Annotated in this window: 16 protein-coding genes; 8 read left to right on the forward strand and 8 right to left on the reverse strand. The window is 69.3% G+C overall.

The window, feature by feature from the left end; genetic code table 11:
- Positions 1 to 78 precede the first annotated feature (78 nt).
- Together K8625_RS01870 and K8625_RS01875 are read left to right on the forward strand one after the other, a co-directional pair.
- The gene (locus K8625_RS01870) at positions 79 to 1,056 is read left to right on the forward strand and encodes an MBL fold metallo-hydrolase (protein WP_141327351.1); all 978 of its coding nucleotides are present in this window, start codon (positions 79 to 81) and stop codon (positions 1,054 to 1,056) included.
- Between the two features lie 30 nt (positions 1,057 to 1,086).
- Complete coding sequence (locus K8625_RS01875; protein WP_046715801.1) at positions 1,087 to 1,665, forward strand: MOSC domain-containing protein; 579 nt, start codon at positions 1,087 to 1,089, stop codon at positions 1,663 to 1,665.
- Between the two features lie 3 nt (positions 1,666 to 1,668).
- Here K8625_RS01875 and K8625_RS01880 read toward each other — a convergent pair whose 3' ends face one another.
- The 3 genes from K8625_RS01880 to K8625_RS01890 all read right to left on the reverse strand — a co-directional run bounded on the left by K8625_RS01880 (position 1,669) and on the right by K8625_RS01890 (position 4,097).
- The gene (locus K8625_RS01880; protein ID WP_223781670.1) at positions 1,669 to 2,277 is read right to left on the reverse strand and encodes a hypothetical protein; all 609 of its coding nucleotides are present in this window, start codon (positions 2,275 to 2,277) and stop codon (positions 1,669 to 1,671) included.
- Between the two features lie 165 nt (positions 2,278 to 2,442).
- Positions 2,443 to 3,342 carry an alpha/beta fold hydrolase gene (locus tag K8625_RS01885; protein ID WP_223781671.1) on the reverse strand — a complete coding sequence of 300 codons (900 nt, stop codon included), beginning with the start codon at positions 3,340 to 3,342 and terminating at the stop codon, positions 2,443 to 2,445.
- 119 nt (positions 3,343 to 3,461) lie between these two features.
- On the reverse strand, positions 3,462 to 4,097 hold the full coding sequence (locus K8625_RS01890; RefSeq protein ID WP_223748499.1) for a hypothetical protein: 636 nt from the start codon (positions 4,095 to 4,097) through the stop codon (positions 3,462 to 3,464).
- 131 nt (positions 4,098 to 4,228) lie between these two features.
- Between K8625_RS01890 and K8625_RS01895 the strand changes: the two genes are divergently transcribed.
- Positions 4,229 to 5,575: an AHH domain-containing protein gene (locus K8625_RS01895; protein ID WP_223781672.1), complete on the forward strand. Its 1,347-nt coding sequence runs from the start codon at positions 4,229 to 4,231 to the stop codon at positions 5,573 to 5,575.
- A gap of 19 nt (positions 5,576 to 5,594) precedes the next feature.
- Complete coding sequence (locus K8625_RS01900) at positions 5,595 to 6,170, forward strand: imm11 family protein (protein ID WP_223781673.1); 576 nt, start codon at positions 5,595 to 5,597, stop codon at positions 6,168 to 6,170.
- A gap of 85 nt (positions 6,171 to 6,255) precedes the next feature.
- Here K8625_RS01900 and K8625_RS01905 read toward each other — a convergent pair whose 3' ends face one another.
- Positions 6,256 to 7,722 (reverse strand): pentapeptide repeat-containing protein, encoded by a 1,467-nt coding sequence (locus tag K8625_RS01905; RefSeq protein WP_223781674.1) that lies wholly within the window; start codon positions 7,720 to 7,722, stop codon positions 6,256 to 6,258.
- A 44-nt stretch (positions 7,723 to 7,766) separates the two neighbouring features.
- On the opposite strand from K8625_RS01905, the gene K8625_RS01910 reads away from it, so the two are divergent.
- Together K8625_RS01910 and K8625_RS01915 are read left to right on the forward strand one after the other, a co-directional pair.
- A complete protein-coding gene (locus tag K8625_RS01910) occupies positions 7,767 to 8,723 on the forward strand; it encodes an RluA family pseudouridine synthase (protein ID WP_074950880.1) in 957 nt (318 codons plus the stop codon).
- Positions 8,724 to 8,756: 33 nt separating this feature from the next.
- Positions 8,757 to 11,327 carry a penicillin-binding protein 1A gene (locus tag K8625_RS01915; RefSeq protein WP_223781675.1) on the forward strand — a complete coding sequence of 857 codons (2,571 nt, stop codon included), beginning with the start codon at positions 8,757 to 8,759 and terminating at the stop codon, positions 11,325 to 11,327.
- Between the two features lie 71 nt (positions 11,328 to 11,398).
- Here K8625_RS01915 and pyrF read toward each other — a convergent pair whose 3' ends face one another.
- Together pyrF and K8625_RS01925 are read right to left on the reverse strand one after the other, a co-directional pair.
- A complete protein-coding gene (pyrF, locus tag K8625_RS01920; protein WP_223748504.1) occupies positions 11,399 to 12,259 on the reverse strand; it encodes an orotidine-5'-phosphate decarboxylase in 861 nt (286 codons plus the stop codon).
- 6 nt (positions 12,260 to 12,265) lie between these two features.
- The gene (locus K8625_RS01925; RefSeq protein WP_223748505.1) at positions 12,266 to 13,027 is read right to left on the reverse strand and encodes an SDR family NAD(P)-dependent oxidoreductase; all 762 of its coding nucleotides are present in this window, start codon (positions 13,025 to 13,027) and stop codon (positions 12,266 to 12,268) included.
- Positions 13,028 to 13,284: 257 nt separating this feature from the next.
- Here K8625_RS01925 and K8625_RS01930 point away from each other — a divergent pair, with 257 nt between their 5' ends.
- The gene (locus K8625_RS01930) at positions 13,285 to 13,674 is read left to right on the forward strand and encodes a response regulator (protein WP_223748506.1); all 390 of its coding nucleotides are present in this window, start codon (positions 13,285 to 13,287) and stop codon (positions 13,672 to 13,674) included.
- Between the two features lie 88 nt (positions 13,675 to 13,762).
- Here the strand turns inward: K8625_RS01930 and K8625_RS01935 are convergent, their stop codons facing one another.
- Entirely contained in the window at positions 13,763 to 14,059 is a 297-nt protein-coding gene (locus K8625_RS01935) for a hypothetical protein (protein WP_223781676.1), read from the reverse strand.
- 118 nt (positions 14,060 to 14,177) lie between these two features.
- On the opposite strand from K8625_RS01935, the gene K8625_RS01940 reads away from it, so the two are divergent.
- Positions 14,178 to 15,515: a threonine/serine exporter ThrE family protein gene (locus tag K8625_RS01940; protein ID WP_223781677.1), complete on the forward strand. Its 1,338-nt coding sequence runs from the start codon at positions 14,178 to 14,180 to the stop codon at positions 15,513 to 15,515.
- On the opposite strand, the gene K8625_RS01945 is transcribed toward K8625_RS01940, so the two are convergent.
- Complete coding sequence (locus tag K8625_RS01945; protein WP_223781678.1) at positions 15,512 to 16,540, reverse strand: histone deacetylase; 1,029 nt, start codon at positions 16,538 to 16,540, stop codon at positions 15,512 to 15,514. The two genes, K8625_RS01940 and K8625_RS01945, sit on opposite strands and share 4 nt — an antisense overlap.
- Positions 16,541 to 16,546 lie beyond the last annotated feature (6 nt).

The raw sequence follows: 16,546 nt of genomic DNA on the forward strand, positions 1-16,546 counted from the left end.
CCCCCCGAGCGGGCATGCGGCGGGCCGAAGAGAAGCGGCGCGCCGGGCCCGTGACGCGCTATATCCGCGAGCCTTCCCATGAGCGTGGAGCTGCGTCGAAACGGGATGCACCTGACGGGCACCCTCCTGTCCCTGGACGCGAAGCGCAAGTCGCCGTTGTGCTTCGTGAGCCATGGGCATTCGGACCACATCGCCCGGCATGAGCGCACCATCGCCACGGCGGCGACGCTGCGCTTCATGGAGCATCGGCTGGGGCCGGTGAGCGCGCCCCTGGCCGCGCCGTACCGTCGGCCGTTCGAGCTGGGGCCGTTGGTGTTGGAGCTGCTGCCAGCGGGGCACATCCTGGGCAGCGCGCAACTGCGCGTCATCCGCTCGGATGGTCGGCGCGTGGTCTACACGGGGGACTTGAACGTGGTGCCGTCGTTGACGGCCGAGGCGACGGAGGTGGCCGAGTGCGACACGCTGGTCATCGAGTCGACCTTCGGGCATCCGCGCTATCGCTTCCCGCCGCGTGACGAGGTGATGGGGCAGGTGGAGGCGTGGGTGCGTCGGCAGCTCGAGCGGGGCGCGGTGCCGGTGGTGCTCGGGTATCCGCTGGGCAAGAGCCAGGAGTCGATGAAGTTCCTCGCGGGCCGCGGGTTCTCGCTGGTGGCGCACCCGTCCATCTACGAGGTGGCCCGGCTCTACGGGGAGCTGGGGGTGCCGATTGAAAACCTGCGCTGCTACACGGGGACGGTGGAGCCGGGCGAGGTGCTGTTCTTCCCGCCGCATCAGGCGCGAGGTGGGGCGCTGGCGCACCTGTGGCCTCGGGGGACGGCGGTGTTGACGGGGTGGGCGATGGACCCGGGGGCGGCGCGGCGCTACGGCGCGGACGTGGCGTTCCCGGTGTCGGACCACGCGGACTTCCCGTCGTTGAAGGCGTACGTGAAGGCGACGGGGGCGAGCGAGGTGATTACGTGCTTCGGCTTCGCGGAGGAACTGGCGCAGGCGCTGCGGGACGACGGGGTGGATGCCCGGCCACTCGGGGGCAAGCCGCAGCAGCTCGCGTTGCTGTGAAGCGGTAGGGGAGCGGAGTAGAAGAGGGGCATGCCTCCGTCTCCGCAGCTCTTCGGCCGCGCGGTCCGAGTCCTGGTGTGCACCGAGAAGAAGACCTTCGTCACGCGCGAGCTGGCGGAAGTGCGCGTGACGTTCGAGGGCATCGACGGGGACAGGCACGCGGGACACACGCGGCCGGCGGACGTGCGTACGCCGTGGTACCCGAAGGGGACGCCCATCCGGAACACGCGGCAGCTGTCGCTGGTGTCGACGGAGGAGCTGGCGGTGGTGGCCCAGACGCTCGGCATCCCGAAGGTCCTGGCGTCCTGGCTGGGAGCCAACCTGGAGCTGGTGGGCATCCCCCGGCTGACGTTCCTGCCACCGGGCTCGCGCATCTTCTTCCCGGAGGACGCGGTGCTGGCGGTGGAGGGGGAGAACGAGCCCTGCATCGGGCCGGGCAAGGTGATTGGCGAGCACCATCCAGACAAGGAGAAGCTCGCGAGCCGCTTCGTGAAGGCCGCGTGGGAGAAGCGGGGGCTCGTGGCCTGGGTGGACCGGCCCGGCGTCATCCGCGCGGGGGATGAAGTCCGCGTGATGCTGCCGAAGCCGGTGACGTACGTGTTGCCGTGAGGCTCAGCGCGCCTCGCGCGACAGGTGTCGGAGCAGGGCGTTCATGCCGGTCTCACGCGTGCGCGGCTGTGCGGGTGCGCCCAGGAGCGCGGAGGCAGGGAGGCGAGGGCCCGACAGCCGCGTGACGACGTCGATCTCCACCGGCCCCTCGCCACATTCTCCCGTGAGCAGTGAGCGGAGCGAGATGTCCAGGTCGCCCTCGCGGTTGATGTAGCCCCAGCCTCCATGGAAGGCCATGACGATGGTGCAGCCCGGCGCGGGACTGGCCGTGCACGTCTTCGGGAAGACGAGGAAGGAGCGTGGGCTCGTCTGGAGGGAGGGCATCTCGCAACCCTCGAACGAGAGGATGGAGACCCCCAGTCCAGGGGCCGCGCCGCGAGGGGTGACGTTGACGACGTCGAAGGTCTCCACCGCCTCCGTCACGCCATCCTCGGTGAAGTACATCGTGCCGGTGGTGTCGAAGCTGCCGGTCACCGCGTCCCGGAGGTCCAGGGACTGGGTCTGCTGGCTGAGCTGCCCATCGGGCCGAGGGGTCTCGGGGCTCGCGGTGACGTCCTCCGCTCCGCAGGCACCGAGCAACATCGCGCCCACAATCCATCCTGCTCCACGCATGGTTGTTTCCTCTCGAGGCTGGTTCATCGCCGTGCTGCGTGTGGAGAGAACCTTGCGGCCTCGAGATTGCGCACGCCTTTGTCAGTGGAGTCGCGCGGCACGGGAGCGTGCGAGCAACGAACGCTCGTACTCGTGGCGCCCACGTGAGGTCGCTCGGGTCGCGATTCAGGTGACCCAGGTCGTGCTCGCCGCGTGGGACAGATGCACGCGCTGGAGGAAGCGTCGCAGGTGGAAGGCGATGTCGTTCAGGTGCGTCTCCAGCGCCCAGTGTCCCGCGTCGAGCATGTGCAGCTCCGCGTCCGGCACGTCGCGCAGGTACGCGCGCCCAGCGCCCTCGGGCATGTAGCCGTCGTGGGGCCCCCATAGAATCAGCGTGGGTGGACGGTGCTCACGCAGATACGCCTGATAGCGCGGCATCCACGCGAGCGTCGTAAGTTGGTCCTCCAGCAGGTGGACCAGGTTCATGCGCCGGTCGAAGCGCTGCACCAGCGCCCAGTGGAGCGTCCACAGGTCCGGGCTGATGCGGTCGACGAGGTGCTCGGGAATCTCGCCGATGAACTCGTCCTTGAATCCCTCCTCGCTCACCGCGGCCACCAGCTTCCTGCGGCCCTCCGGTGTGGGGTTCGCCCACTGCTCCTTCAGCATCCGGTACTTGGGGCCGAACTGGTCCTCGTAGATGTCGCCGTTCTGGATGATGAGCGCGGCCACGCGCTCCGGTGCACGCAGCGCGAGGCGGAAGCCGAACTGTGAGCCGTAGTCATGCAGGTACAGCGCGTAGCGCGTGAGTCCCAGTGTCTCCACGAAGCGCTCGAGGAAGCGCGCGTATCCATCGAACGTGTAGCTGAACCTGCGGGGTGACGGTGTCGCGCTGTAGCCGAAGCCCGGAGCGTCCGGCGCAATCAGCCGCCACGAGTCCGAGAGAGCGGGCAGCAGGTTGCGGAACTGGAAGGACGAGCACGGATAGCCATGGGGCAGCAGCACCAGGGGCGCGTCCTCGGGGCCCGCCTCACGGTAGAAAATCTCGAGGCCATCCACGTCCACCGTCTTGTGCTGGACCGCCGGCATGCTGGCTCCTCCCCGGATGTCGCGGACAAGCTGAGCATCACTCCGCCCTCGTGTGAGCACCGTGCGAAGAGCACCCGCCTGGTCGCCTGGGGCCCCTGGGGACTGGCGTGGGAGGCTGCTCAGTCCAAGAACCAGTCGATGAATCGCGGTGTGCTGAAGAACGCGAACACCGTCGTGGCGAGGCACAGCGCCGTGCCCAGGATGAGCGCGCGAGAGATTCGATGTCGCTCCTGGAAGAGGCGATAGCCGATGCGAGGCACCGCGACCAGCGCGATGGGATAGAGCATCAGCGCTTCGCAGCCGGGGACATACCCGACCGAGCCGTACGGATGCATCAGCCCGGCGGGGTCGAAGTCCCAGGTGCGCGCCTCACCCATGTAGGCGCGATAGATGCCCAGCGCGTAATACGGGAAGTTCCTCAACCCGATGACGCAGATGCACAGCAGCAGGCTCACTTGAAACAACGCGAGCCCGAGGTGCATGTGTCTCCTCTTCCAGGCGAGGAGCGCGAAGGGCATCGAGAAGAGGGGAACCCAGGCCCCGAGCGCGATGAGCCGCCACCGCACGGGGAACATCGGGTCCTCCCTGTGCGGAGCGTTGTAGGGGCCGTCGACGTAGATGCGCTCGAAGGGCACCATCGACATCGCATACGGAACCGCCGCGAACAGGACGACGGCGAGCAGCAACTGCGCCATCAGCCCCCACCTGGACCAACCATCCAGGGGCACCGCCGCCACCCGAGCGTCGTCGACCATCCCCCGAGCGTGCGCGAGCACCGCGCGCACAGTCAATCCATACGGCTCAGTCCCTCAGGTACTCTTCACGGAAGCGGTGGTCCGGCGTTCCCACGACTGCCATGGGGCGGTCACTTCTCCGAGGACAGGCCATGAAGCTTCGCGGGGCAATGCTGTTGCTGCTGTTGGTGGCTGTCTCGGGTTGCTCGAAGACTCGAGTGGTGCGCCTGGACACCGGTCAGGATTCCGCCGTCGTCACGCCTCGTGAGGCGCCGGGTGCTGAAACGGCGGAGGCCGAGCTCGATGAGGACGAGTTCGAGCAGGCCATGGTGGAACTCGCCCAGGACGTACGTCCCGTCCACAACCCCATGAAGGAAGCGCGAGCCCTCTTTGGCGTTCCCTCCCGCGCCGGGGTGTACCGCTTCGAGCAGCGTCCATCGCGGCTCATCCCCCAGCAGCAGTCGGACGGGGATGGCTCTTTCCTTCTGGCGTCCTACGCAGACGAGGAACTGACGCGCGCCTATGGCCAGTGGTGCGAGCGGAAGGACCAGCCTGGGGATTGCCTGCGCTTGCTGGACGAGGGTCCCCTGTTGGCCAGCGATGGCAAGTACACGTTGGCTCTGGCCATCGCGATGGACTCCGTGTGGGACGAGACCGCCGAAGCGCTGGTGGACATGACGGACCCCGGTGCGGTCATGGCCAGCGTCACCTCCGCGGCGACGATGTACCTTCTGCTCTGGGCGTTACCCGAGCCCTTCTCGAAAGGAGCCGCCGCGACGCTGACAGCTCTCGCCATTGCCTACCTGGGAGTGGACACGGTGTGGCGCCTCCTGGATGGATGGTTGACCCTGGTGCGAGACGCGAACGAAGCGACCACCTTCGCGCAACTCCGTGCGGCGGGGGAGTTGTACGGCGAAGTCCTCGGGGAGAACGCGGCCCGCGTCTTCGTGATGCTGGCCACGGCGGCCATTGGAAACACGGCAGGGCTCGTCGCCAAGTCAGGAGGACTCCCTGGCTCGGCTCAGGCGGCGCTGGCCGTGGAATCCCAAGCCGGCTTCCAGTACGCCGCAGTGGGTGGCGTCCGGTCCGTCGCCTTGACGGCCGAGGGCTTCACCATCGCGCTCGCGCCCAACGCCCTCGCCATGGCCAGCCAGGAGATGGGCTCTGGCAGTCGGGGACACCGTCATCACCTCGCGACGAACAAGAATGAGAAATCCTTCGCGAGAGGTGGTCCCTGGACGCCACGCTTCCAGGAACTCTTCACGAAGGCTGGGATGACACTCAAAGACCCGGACAACATCGTCGAAGTCGTGGGCCACAAGGGCCCCCATCCCGAGGCGTACCACTCGTTCGTCTTCAAGCGCCTGTCGGATGCATTGAGAGGCTGCCGGAAGGTGGTCGATTGTCAGGGGGCCCTCACGCTGGAGCTTCGCGCGCTCGCCAATGAAGCGCAGACGCGGGGCACGAAGGTCCACAGGCTTTTGACTGAGCGACGGTGACGTGGCTAGGACCTCCACCATGGCGAACCGGGTTCGATACTTCAGCCTCAACGAGGACGTGAAGGGAGGGAGTTGGTACCTCGGAGACCCGTTGGATGACGCGGGCCACGAGCTCGAGGACATCTGGGAGTTCACTGAGGGACGGCCTGTCCGCAGCACAGGCCACCTGAAGTTTCCCATCCGAGAGCCGGGACGACGGTTGGACTACAGCGCCGCGGGCGTCGCCATGACGCCTGTCCTCCACATCAGGGTGGCCACCCTGTTCGCGGAGTTGGCCCCCGATGACGTGCAGCTCCTCCCCGCTGACATCACGGACTGCCCGGAGCAGTATGTCGTGCTCGTGGCCACGAAGCTCATCCGCTGCATCGATGACGAAGCCTCGGAGGAGATACTGCGCTGGAAGCCAGAGGACGGGCGACCGGAGCGGGTCGGTCAATACCGGAGCGTGGCGGGGCTGCGAATCGACCCCGCGAAGGTGGGCGATGCCAAGGTGTTCCGCACCTGGGGATGGAAAGGTGCCCTCATCGTCTCGGAGGACATCAAGACCGCCGTCGAGCGCGCGAACGCCACGGGCGCGCAGTTCGAGGAGGTCTAGGCTCAGCCCCCAAACACCACGGGGCCGCCAGGTCCCGAAAAGGGAACCCCAGCGGCCCCGAGGGCTCACACCGTGCAACGCGCCGTCACTCCTCCGGCGATTGGACGATGAGCTTCTCCTTGCCACACACGTCACAGCGCAGGTGGATGAACAGGTCCCCGTCGCTCTCCTCGGGCACCTCGCCCTCGGGCACGCCGAGCTCCGCCTTCGCCAGCGCCGCCACCTTGGTCGGGATGTCCTCCGCCTTCAGCGACTGCACGTACGTCATCTCCCGGTTGTCGCACTCGCGCGTCTCCGGGCCGTTCAGCCACGACGGCTCCATCCCCTCCGGCAGCCGGCTCACCAGCTCCAGGTTGGTCACCGACTCGGCCAGGTACGCCAGCCGGCGCAGCCGCGCCTCCTCGGGCAGCGCCGAGAAGACCTGGAAGCCCTCGAACAGCGCGTCACGGTCCTCGCCCGTCGCCTCACGCGCCAGCTGCATCGAGAACTCGCTCGACTCCAGCGCCTCGTCCCAGTTGTTCTCCGGGTTGAAGCCCGCCTCCAGGAGCGCCGTGTACAGCTGCGTCGCCGCCAGCCGCTGCCGCGCCACCGGCAGGTGCTCCACCACCTCGTGCGTCAGCCGCAGCTCCAGGAGCGCGCCTGTCGTCCGCGGGTCGATGGAGCCCGTCAGGTCATCCACCTCCACCTCCTCGCGCAGCGCCTTCTTCAACACCTGCGCCGCGGAGAAGCGGAACAGCGGCACCACGCCCACCTCGCGCAGGTACATGGCGCCCACCGCCGCGTCCTTCGCGCCCAGGTGCAGCGCCTTCTGCGCCTTCTCCACCACCGAGCTGTCCGCCAGCGGCTTCTTGTTCTCCAGCCGCGTCTTCACCGCCTCGCGGTAGAGCGTCTCCAGCGAGCTGCCCGGCGGCATCCGCTGCGGCACCAGCGGCCTCAGCCCCGGCACGTCCAACACCCACAACGGCGGCATCGCCAGGCGCTTCAGGCCCCGGAAGAACAACGAGCCGGGCGGGTCCTGCGGCTTGAACGGCGGCAGCTCCTCCTGCGCGGGCTCACCCTGGAGCAGCGCCGAGGCCTGCACCCCGAGCGCCTTCTCCCGCTGTTCGCGGGTGAACGCCGTGATTCCCTGGGCCGGCGGAGGCGGCGGAGGCGGGGCCTCCTCACCGTCCAGACCGACGACGCGGTCCATGTCCACGTCGTCCATCTCCAGGTCATCCAGACCCTTGGCGCCCGTGAAGTCACAGCGCAAGAGCTTCAGCTTCTCGAAGGTCGCGCCCTCGAGGTTCGCACCCCGGAAGTCACAGTCCTGCAGCCGTCCGCCGTGGAAATAGGCGTTCGACAGGTCCGAGTCCCGGAAGTTGATTTTGGACAGATCGCACCGCTCCCACTCGGAGCCCACGAGCCCGAGGCCCGACAGGTCCGCGTTCGCGGAGAAAAGTTGCGTGAAGGTGGCGCCAGTGTGCTCGGTCGGGACCTGACCGCCCTTGCGCAGTCGGTTCCACTCGGCCGACCCGTTCTGGAGGAGCTTCTCGATACTGGGGGCTTTCGGCATGGACCGGGGATTATTCGTATGGTCTGGTCCGCGCGCCAGCACAAATGATCGAGTACCGAATCGAGACCGACACCGCCGGGATGCGCCTGGACAAGCACCTGCGCAAGCGCCTTCCCACCGTTCCCGTCAGCCACCTGTTCAAGATGATTCGCACCAAGAAGGTGCGGGTGAACGGGAAGCGCGCCCAGCCCGAGCAGTTGCTCGCCGAAGGAGACGTGCTCACCATCCGGGGCGACGAGCAGACGCTCAAGGGGGAGGACCGTCCGAAAGTGGACCGTCCGCCCCCGCCGGTGGACCCCAGCCGGCTGGTGATTCTCAGAGAGGACGATTGGCTGATGGCGGTGGACAAGCCCAGCGGGATGGCCGTCCATACCGGCTCCGGAATCACCGGGGGCACGCTGGTGGACTACGTGCGCGCCTACCTGGGGCCCAAGGCCGTCCGCAACGACTTCACCGCCTCCCCCGCCCACCGGCTGGACCGGGAGACCTCCGGCGTCATCCTGGTCGCCAAGCGGCGCCCGGCGATGGTGCACTTCACGGAGGTCTTCACCCACGGGCTCTCCAAGAAGCGCTACCTCACCCTGGTGAAGGGGAAGATGCCCAAGGAGTCCGGCGTCATCGACCTGCCCCTGTCGGAGCACCAGCAGACGGCCGAGTCCAAGGCCCGCCGCGGGGTGAACATGCAGGAGGCCCTCACCCGGTGGAAGGTCGTCAAGCAGTCTGGCGAGGTGGCGCTCCTGTCCTGCGCCATCGAGACCGGGCGCACCCATCAGATAAGAAGGCACCTGGCGGCCATCGGGCACCCCGTGGTCGGCGACAAGAAGTACGGCGACTTCGCCTTCAACCGCGACGTGCAGGCGCGCTGGGGGCTCAAGCGGTTGTTCCTGCACGCCGAGCGCATCGAATTTCCCCACCCGGAGGGCGGTGGCAAGGTGGCCGTGGAGGCCCCCCTCCCACCCGAGCTCCGAGACGTGCTCAAGCGGGCCGCACTGCTGCCCTGAGGCATTGGAAGCCCGCGAGGTTTCGAAACACGTATGTCCGACTCCAAGACGACTGACCGCAGCCGCTCGAAGCTGGTGCTGAAGGGGGTCCCCCCGGGCCGCTGGTGGAAGGTGCTGCTGAAGCTGGGTGGGTGGCTGGCGCTGACGGGCGCGACGGCGGGCGCGGTGGGCCTGGTCGCCATCTACTACGTGTACGCGGACGGACTGCCTGCCATCCCCAAGGTGGACGAGTACTGGCCGCCCATCGTCACGGAGGTCTACACCGACGACGCGGTGCTGGCCGGCGAGTTCTACAACGAGCGGCGCAAGGTGGTGCCCTACGAGCGCATCCCGAAGCGCCTGGTCCAGGCCTTCATCGCCAGCGAGGACTCCAGCTTCTTCGACCACTTCGGCGTGGACGTGCTGGGCACCTCGCGCGCGGCGTTCAAGACCATCGGCTCCAAGCTGGGCCTGCGCTCCGGCGGCATCCAGGGTGGCTCCACCCTGACGCAGCAGACCGCCAAGGCGGTGCTCATCTCCGCCGAGGGCTACAAGTCCGCCACGGCCAAGACGCTCACCCGCAAGATTCGCGAGGCCATCCTCGCGCTCCGGCTGGAGCAGTCGCTGACCAAGGAGGAGATCCTCTACCTCTACCTGAACAACGTCTTCCTCGGGCACCACAGCTACGGCGTGCAGAGCGCGGCGGAGAACTACTACCGCAAGGACGTGCGCGACCTGACGCTCGGGGAGATGACGCTCATCGCGGGCCTGCCCCAGGCGCCCAGCCGCTACTCGCCGTTCCTGCGCCCGGAGGCGGCCAGGAAGCGCCGCGCCTACGTGCTGCGCCGCATGCTGAACGAGGGCATGATTTCGCAGGCCGAGCACGACACGGCCAACGCGGAGGCGGTGAAGGTGTTCCCCGTGGAGGACGTCTTCCACGAGTTCGCCCCGTACTTCGTCGAGCAGGTCCGCAAGGACGTGGTGGACCGCTACGGCAACCCGGTGCTCCTCAAGGAGGGCCTGAAGATCTTCACCACCATGGACAGCGAGCGTCAGCGCGCCGCGCAGGACGCGGTGATGGAGGGCCTGTTGTCCGTCGACAAGCGCCAGGGCTGGCGCGGGCCGGTGAAGCAGCTGACGGCCGACGAGCTCAAGGTCTTCCTCGACAAGTCGCGCAAGGCCATGGGCCAGGACGAGCTCGTGGAGGGGCGGCTGTACGTGGCGGCCGTCACGAAGATTGATGACGACGGCAAGGGCGCGGACATCCAGGTGGGGCCCCACACGGCGCGGCTGCCGCTCCTGGGCATGCGCTGGGCGCGCAAGGTGAACCCGGAGGGCTACTACCCGGCGATGATGATTTCGTCGGTGAAGAAGGCCATCGCGGTGGGCGACCTCGTGGTGGTGCGCCACGTGACGAAGAAGGACCTCACCGACGACAAGGAGCAGTGGGACAAGAAGCTGGCCGAGGACATCCCCGCCGAGGGCGTGAAGCTCTTCCGGCTGGAGCAGACGCCCGAGGCCCAGAGCGCGCTCGTGTCCGTGGACCCCCACCGCCAGTACCTCACGGCGATGGTGGGCGGCTACGACTTCGACGACAACGAGTTCAACCGCGCCTTCCAGGCGTGCCGTCAGCCGGGCTCCTCGTTCAAGCCGTTCGTGTACTCGGCGGCGCTCGAGCAGCTCAACTGGACGGAGGCCACCGTCATCGTCGACTCGCCCATCGTCGAGCACGACCCGGACAACAAGGTGTCCTGGAAGCCGGCCAACTACAGCGAGGAGTTCGTGGGGGACGTGCTCTTGCGCACGGCGCTGGTGAACTCGATGAACATCCCCGCGGTGAAGACCTTCGGCGCGGTGGGCGTGAAGAACATGGCGGCGTGGAGCACGAAGCTCGGCATCACCACGCCCATGAACATGGACTTCTCCGCGGCGCTCGGCTCGTCGTGCGTGTATCCGGTGGACCTGGCCAACGCGTACGCGACGTTCAACCGCTACGGCCGCAAGAAGCCCACGTACTTCGTGCGCAAGGTGGAGGACCGCTGGGGCCGCACGCTGGAGGACCACACCGCGTTCGACGACGCGTGGGCGCCCCTGCAGGACCGCGTGGCCGCCGGCTACGCGCGCCTGTTCGAGCCCGGTGAGCAGGTGATGAGCCCGGAGGTGGGCTTCATCCTGACGCACCTCCTGCGTGGCGTGGTGCTCCAGGGCACCGGTGGCCCGGCGACGCGGCTGGGCAAGCCCGCGGCCGGCAAGACGGGCACGACGAACGACTCGTTCGACGCGTGGTTCGCGGCGTACACCCGCGACCTCGTGACGGTGGCGTGGGTGGGGTACGACTTGAACCCGCATCCGCTCGGCCGCTACGAGACGGGTGGCCGCGCGGCGCTGCCCATCTGGCTCAACTACATGAAGCGCGCGCTGGAGGGCCGGCCGCAGTCGGAGTTCTACCCGTGGCAGTCCATGGACCTGGTCCGGCTGCACATCGACAAGAAGACGGGGAAGATCGCCCCCGCGGGCTCGAAGAACTCCGAGCTGATGTTCTTCAAGAAGGGCACCGAGCCGAAGGACGCCGTGCCCGACAAGAACACCGTCGACGTGGACCAGTTCATGATGGGCGCGCAGTAGCGCCCGTCCCCGCCGCGCGAGTCTTTGGGCCCCGTGCGCCTCCTCCGGGAGGACGCGGGGCCCGAGTCGTTTCAGGCGCCCCGGCGGAAGCGGCGCGCGGGCTCCACGTGGCGGAGAATCGCGGCGCGCAGCGCACCGACCTCCGGCCCCGCCTCGAGCACCGAGCGCGTGGCGGTGGGGATGACCTGCGCCTCGCGACCCGCGAACAGCCGCTTCAGGTCGTCGAAGCCCGCACCCTGCGCGCCGATGCCCGGCGTCAACAGGAGCGCGCCGCCCAGCCGCTCGATGACGCTCCGGTCCGAGTCGGGCAGGGTGGCGCCCATCACCGCGCCCGCGGGCAGCACGCCCGGGCCCGCCTTCTCGTTCAGCTCGCGCAGGCCGTCCGCCAGCGCCTCGGCCACCGTGCGTCCATCCTCGCCCTTCGACTTCTGGAGCGAGGTGCCCTCCGGGTTGGACGAGCGCACGACGAGGAACGCGCAGGCGCCGGACGCCCGCGCCCGCTCAATCGTCTTCACCAGCGCGCCCAGCCCCAGGTACGCGGTGAACGTGGCCGCGTCCGCCTGGTAGGCGCTGTCCGGGCCGAACACCGACTCGGCATACGCGTCCATCGTGGAGCCGATGTCGCCGCGCTTCACGTCCAGCAGCGCGAGCGAGCCCGCGGCCTGGAAGCGCTTCATCAGCTTCTGGAGCACCTGGAGGCCCGCGGGGCCGTGGCGCTCGAAGAAGGCGCTCTGCGGCTTCACCACCGCCACGCTGTCACCGGCGGCCTCCGCGATGCGCTCGCAGAAGTCGGACAGGCCCTGCGCGGTGTCGGGCAGTCCCCAGCGGTTGAGCAGGTCCCGCGACGGGTCGACCCCGAGGCAGAACGGCGAGCGCTCGTCGGCGAGCCGGGCGAAGCGCTGGGCGAAGGACGGAGGAGTCGTCGAGGACATGGGACCTCAGCGCAGCCGGCGGGCGGCCGCGTCGAAGAGGGGGTTGGGCAGCACCTTCGCCAGCCTGGACGGGATGGCCAGCTGCCACGGGAAGGAGACCTCCGTCTCACCGCGGAGGATGGCCGAGCCCATCAGCTCCACGGCCGCGTCCGTCTCCATCAGGAAGGGCATGGGGAAGTGGTTGGCGGCGGTCATCTCGCTCTTCACGAAGCCCGGGAAGATGCAGGTGACGCACACGCCGGTGCCCGCCAGGTCCACGCGCAGGCTCTCCATGAACGTGGCGAGGAACGCCTTCGACGCCGAGTAGGCCGCGTGTCCCGCCAGCCCCCGGTGCGCCGCGAGGCTGGAGATGCCCACCACGTGACCGCGCCGGCGCTCCACCATGCTCGGCAACACCGCCGTCAGCGTGGCGACCGCGCCCGTGACGTTGGTGTCGATGATGGAGCGGACCTTGTCCCACTCCAGCCGCTTGCCGTGCGTGACGCCGCCGACGCCCGCGTTGGCGATGACCAGGTCCAGCCCGCCGCACTCCGAGTCGAGCTCGCGCAGCTTCTCCATGAGCGGCTCCGCGCGCGAGACGTCCAGCTCCACGGGCTCCACCGTGGCGCCCGCGGCCTGGGCCTCGGCGGCCAGGGCCTGCAACTGGGGGACGCGCCGGCCCGCCGCGAAGACGCGCAGGCCCCGCCGGGCCAGCCAGAGCGCCAGTCCGCGTCCCAATCCGCTCGAGGCGCCCGTCACCAGCGCCGTCCGGTAGCTCATCTCCGCCATGGTGTCTCCTCGTGAGGTGGCCGCGAGGGTGCTTCTCGCATGGTTGAAGAGGAAGGGGGGACACAAATCCAAGTCGCCCGGTGGAACCGCCAGAAGTCCACGGACGCTGGAGCGCCGCCTCGCCCGGCTGGTGGGAATGGCTGGCGCGAGGTGTCGTCACGCCGACGCGCGGCGGCCTTTGGGGGAGGCCCGGGCGTGGGGGGTGATGACGTGTGCGCCGCGCGTCCTCACCTTGAGTCAGGAGGAGGGGCTCGACCATGCTCAACTGCGTGCTGGCGGTCGATGACGACCCGGACATCCTGATGGCCTTCAAGGACGTGCTCGAGCTGGAGGGGCACCGCGTGCTGCTGGCCCGAGGAGGCCGCGAGGCGCTGGAGCTGCTCGGGCGAGGCGAGCGACCGGACGTGATCCTGTTGGACCTGATGATGCCTGACGGCAACGGCTGGGAGTTCCGGGACCGGCAGCTCGCCGATGCCTCGCTCGCCTCCATCCCCGTGGTGGTCATCTCCGGCCAGGGCGTGAGCGCGCGCGAGGTGATTGCGCTCGGCGTGGACGACTACCTGCGCAAGCCCGTGGACGTGGAGCGACTGCTGGGGGCCGTGTCCCGCTTCGCGGCCTCTGCCGAAGGGGACTCGCCGCACGCATGAGGAACCGGGCCCGCGCCAGGTCGAGCGCGCGGGCCCTTCTCGTCACTTCCTCAGTGCAGGCCGGACGGGGCCTGCTCCAGCTTCTCCATCACCTGGTCCACGGAGAAGCTCGACGGGCGCTGGCGCGAGGGAACTCGCGGAACATCGAGAGGAAGCGGGCCACGGCCTGCTGCGCGGGCACGCAGTAGAACGCGTGGTCGATGAGCCAGGCCTGGTAGCCGACGGCGTCCTCGGAGCGCACCAGCGGGTCGGCGCGCAGGTCGAACGCGAGCGGGGCCCGGCGGACGGTGAAGGGCTCGCCCCAGGCGTCGATGCCCTTGGACTCAGGCCGTCGCGAGTCCTCCGCCTGCCCGAGGGCGTCGCGGCGAGCGAGCCGTCGAGTCACCCTGGAGGGCGGGGTGTTCGTCCAGCGCGAGGGCGCTCACCTCGAGTGGCAGGTGTCGGAGTCCTCGCACGCGTGCGCTCCGCGACGATGGTTCGATGCCAGGGGAGGCCGTGCCCGCATGACTGACGCTCGAACCGACGACATGCCCTCGAGCGAGGACGCCACGGTGGCGGTGCTCCTGGACCTCGCGCGGGCGCTGCACCTGTCGTACGTGCCGGCCTTCGGCGTGGAGCAGCGCGTGCGTCGCGCGGCGAGGGCGTGGGGGCTGGAGGTGGAGGTCTTCACGCTGCAGACGCTCGCGGTGACGGAGGTGCGCTCCGGCGCGGCCCGCCGGGTGGACATCCAGCGGCTGCCCTTCAATCCCCACTGGAACCTGCGCCGGGCCGCCGGGCTCCTGCTCCTGTCGGAGTCGATTGCCCGCGGGCGGCTCGACGTGCCGGGCGCGCGCGCCGAACTGGACCGCATCATGACGCCGCATCCCGCCCACCCCGAGTGGCTCGTGCTGCTCGCCTATGGCGTGTACGGCGGCGCCGTGGCCGTGCGCGTGGGAGGCGGCCTCTGGGAGCTGGTGGCGGGGCTCGTCGTGGGCGTGCTCGCGGGAGCCATCCACTTCGGCACGCTGCGCTCCATGCGCGTGGACCTGCAGAAGAGCTTCCTCGGCGCGTTCCTCGGCACGCTGCTCGCGTTCGGGCTGACGTTCGTCCTGCCGTCGTTCGACGCGGCGCGGGCGCTCTTCGGGGGCATCACGCTGCTGGTGCCCGCGATGGTGGTGACGCTGGGCTCGGCGGAGCTGGTGGGAGAGTCCGTGGAGGCGGGACTGTCACGGCTCACCTATGGCCTGTTGCGCTTCTTGATGCTGGCGGTGGGAATCATGGCCGCGGCCACGCTGTGGCGCTTCTTCGGGCCGCTGCCACTCCAGCTCCGCGCGCAGTCACTGCCACACACGGCGGTGCTGCCCATCATCGCGGTGGGCGGCCTGGCCCTCACGGTGTGCATGTCCGCGCGCCGTCGCGACACGCCGTGGATTGTGGGCGCGGTGCTGCTCGCGTGGGGCATCCAGGAGCTCACCAAGGGCGTGCTGGGAGACCGGGGCAGCCCACTCGTCTCCGCGTTCATCCTGGGCATCGCGGGTCAGCTCTACGGACGGATGCCCGAGCGGCTCTCATCCACGCTCATCATGCCCGGCCTGTTGCAGCTCGCGCCCGGGTTCATCGGGACGCGGGCCATCCTCGCGCTGCTCGGCGTGCCGGGGCAGGGGGACGACGCGCGCGTGTTCGACATCCTCCTGGTCGCGCTGCAACTGGTGCTGGGCCTGATGTTCGCCTTCATGCTCGGCCTGTCCCACGACGCCCGCGCTTCGGCGGAGGAGCGGGGTGAGCGTCCGGCGCGGACGAAGCCGCCGGAGCCCTCGGGGCCGCGAGGCGGAGGACTCCGGAGACCCGCCGAGGCGAACTAGGACAGCGCGCTCCAGTACGGCTTGAGCGCCTGTCGGCTCTCACGCAGCGCCTCCCGCGCGTCGGTGTGCGTGTCGCCGGTGGGGAAGCTGTCGGAGCGGCCGGCGAGCACCTCGACGCAGGCGTGCACGGACTGCGACAGCCCCTCCAGCGAGTAGCCGCCCTCGAGCAGCAGCACGAGCCTGCCATCGCAGACCTGCTCGGCGAGCGAGCGCAGCGAGGAGCACATGGCCGCGAAGCCACGCTCGGTGACGTCCATGCCGCCAATCGGGTCGTGCTGATGCGGGTCGAACCCCGCGGATACCACCACCAGCTGGGGACGGAAGGCCTCGGCCACGGGGAGCAGCAGCTCCTCGAAGAGCATCCCGTAGTCCGCGTCCGAGTTGCCGCCCGGCAGGCCCACGTTGACGGTGTAGCCCTCGCCGGCGCCCTGGCCCACCTCGGGGGAAGCGCCGGTGCCCGGGTAGTAGGGGAACTGGTGCACCGACTGGTACATCACGTCACGCCGGCCCCAGAACGCCGCCTGCGTGCCGTTGCCGTGGTGCACGTCCCAGTCGAGCACCAGCACCCGCTCGGCGCCCAGCCGCCGACCGGCCTCCGCGGCGATGGCCGCGTTGTTGAAGAGGCAGAAGCCCATGGCGCGGTCCGGCTCCGCGTGGTGCCCCGGCGGACGCACCAGCGCGAAGGCGTTGCGCGCCTGGCCCGCCATCACCGCCTCCACGGACTGCACCGCCGCGCCTGCCGCCAGCCTCGCCGCGTCCACGCTGTCCGGGGACACGACGGTGTCCGCGTCGATGCGCGCGGTGTGTCCGTTGAGCTGGCGCAGGCGCTCGAGCAGGGCGGGGGTGTGCACCGCCAACAGCTCCTCGTTCGTCGCGGAGCGCGGCGAGCCCATCACCGTGCCCCGCACGGGGGTGCTCGCGAGCACCCCGAGGATGCGCTGCAGGCGCGCGGGGGACTCGGGGTGGCCCTCTCCCGGGTCGTGCTTGAGGAAGAGGGGGTCGGTCAGGAGCAGGGTGGGCTTCATCAGGGT

The sequence above is a fragment of the Myxococcus sp. AS-1-15 genome, from assembly GCF_020037055.1.
Lineage (GTDB): Bacteria > Myxococcota > Myxococcia > Myxococcales > Myxococcaceae > Myxococcus > Myxococcus fulvus.

What these genes read in the sequence shown, in the direction of transcription:
- K8625_RS01870 (WP_141327351.1), top strand. Translation starts at nt 79, where the DNA reads ATGAGCGTGGAGCTGCGTCGAAACGGGATGCACCTGACGGGCACCCTC.
- K8625_RS01875 (WP_046715801.1), top strand. Translation starts at nt 1,087, where the DNA reads ATGCCTCCGTCTCCGCAGCTCTTCGGCCGCGCGGTCCGAGTCCTGGTG.
- K8625_RS01880 (WP_223781670.1), bottom strand. Translation starts at nt 2,277, where the DNA reads ATGCGTGGAGCAGGATGGATTGTGGGCGCGATGTTGCTCGGTGCCTGC.
- K8625_RS01885 (WP_223781671.1), bottom strand. Translation starts at nt 3,342, where the DNA reads ATGCCGGCGGTCCAGCACAAGACGGTGGACGTGGATGGCCTCGAGATT.
- K8625_RS01890 (WP_223748499.1), bottom strand. Translation starts at nt 4,097, where the DNA reads ATGGTCGACGACGCTCGGGTGGCGGCGGTGCCCCTGGATGGTTGGTCC.
- K8625_RS01895 (WP_223781672.1), top strand. Translation starts at nt 4,229, where the DNA reads ATGAAGCTTCGCGGGGCAATGCTGTTGCTGCTGTTGGTGGCTGTCTCG.
- K8625_RS01900 (WP_223781673.1), top strand. Translation starts at nt 5,595, where the DNA reads ATGGCGAACCGGGTTCGATACTTCAGCCTCAACGAGGACGTGAAGGGA.
- K8625_RS01905 (WP_223781674.1), bottom strand. Translation starts at nt 7,722, where the DNA reads ATGCCGAAAGCCCCCAGTATCGAGAAGCTCCTCCAGAACGGGTCGGCC.
- K8625_RS01910 (WP_074950880.1), top strand. Translation starts at nt 7,767, where the DNA reads ATGATCGAGTACCGAATCGAGACCGACACCGCCGGGATGCGCCTGGAC.
- K8625_RS01915 (WP_223781675.1), top strand. Translation starts at nt 8,757, where the DNA reads ATGTCCGACTCCAAGACGACTGACCGCAGCCGCTCGAAGCTGGTGCTG.
- pyrF (WP_223748504.1), bottom strand. Translation starts at nt 12,259, where the DNA reads ATGTCCTCGACGACTCCTCCGTCCTTCGCCCAGCGCTTCGCCCGGCTC.
- K8625_RS01925 (WP_223748505.1), bottom strand. Translation starts at nt 13,027, where the DNA reads ATGGCGGAGATGAGCTACCGGACGGCGCTGGTGACGGGCGCCTCGAGC.
- K8625_RS01930 (WP_223748506.1), top strand. Translation starts at nt 13,285, where the DNA reads ATGCTCAACTGCGTGCTGGCGGTCGATGACGACCCGGACATCCTGATG.
- K8625_RS01940 (WP_223781677.1), top strand. Translation starts at nt 14,178, where the DNA reads ATGACTGACGCTCGAACCGACGACATGCCCTCGAGCGAGGACGCCACG.
- K8625_RS01945 (WP_223781678.1), bottom strand. Translation starts at nt 16,540, where the DNA reads ATGAAGCCCACCCTGCTCCTGACCGACCCCCTCTTCCTCAAGCACGAC.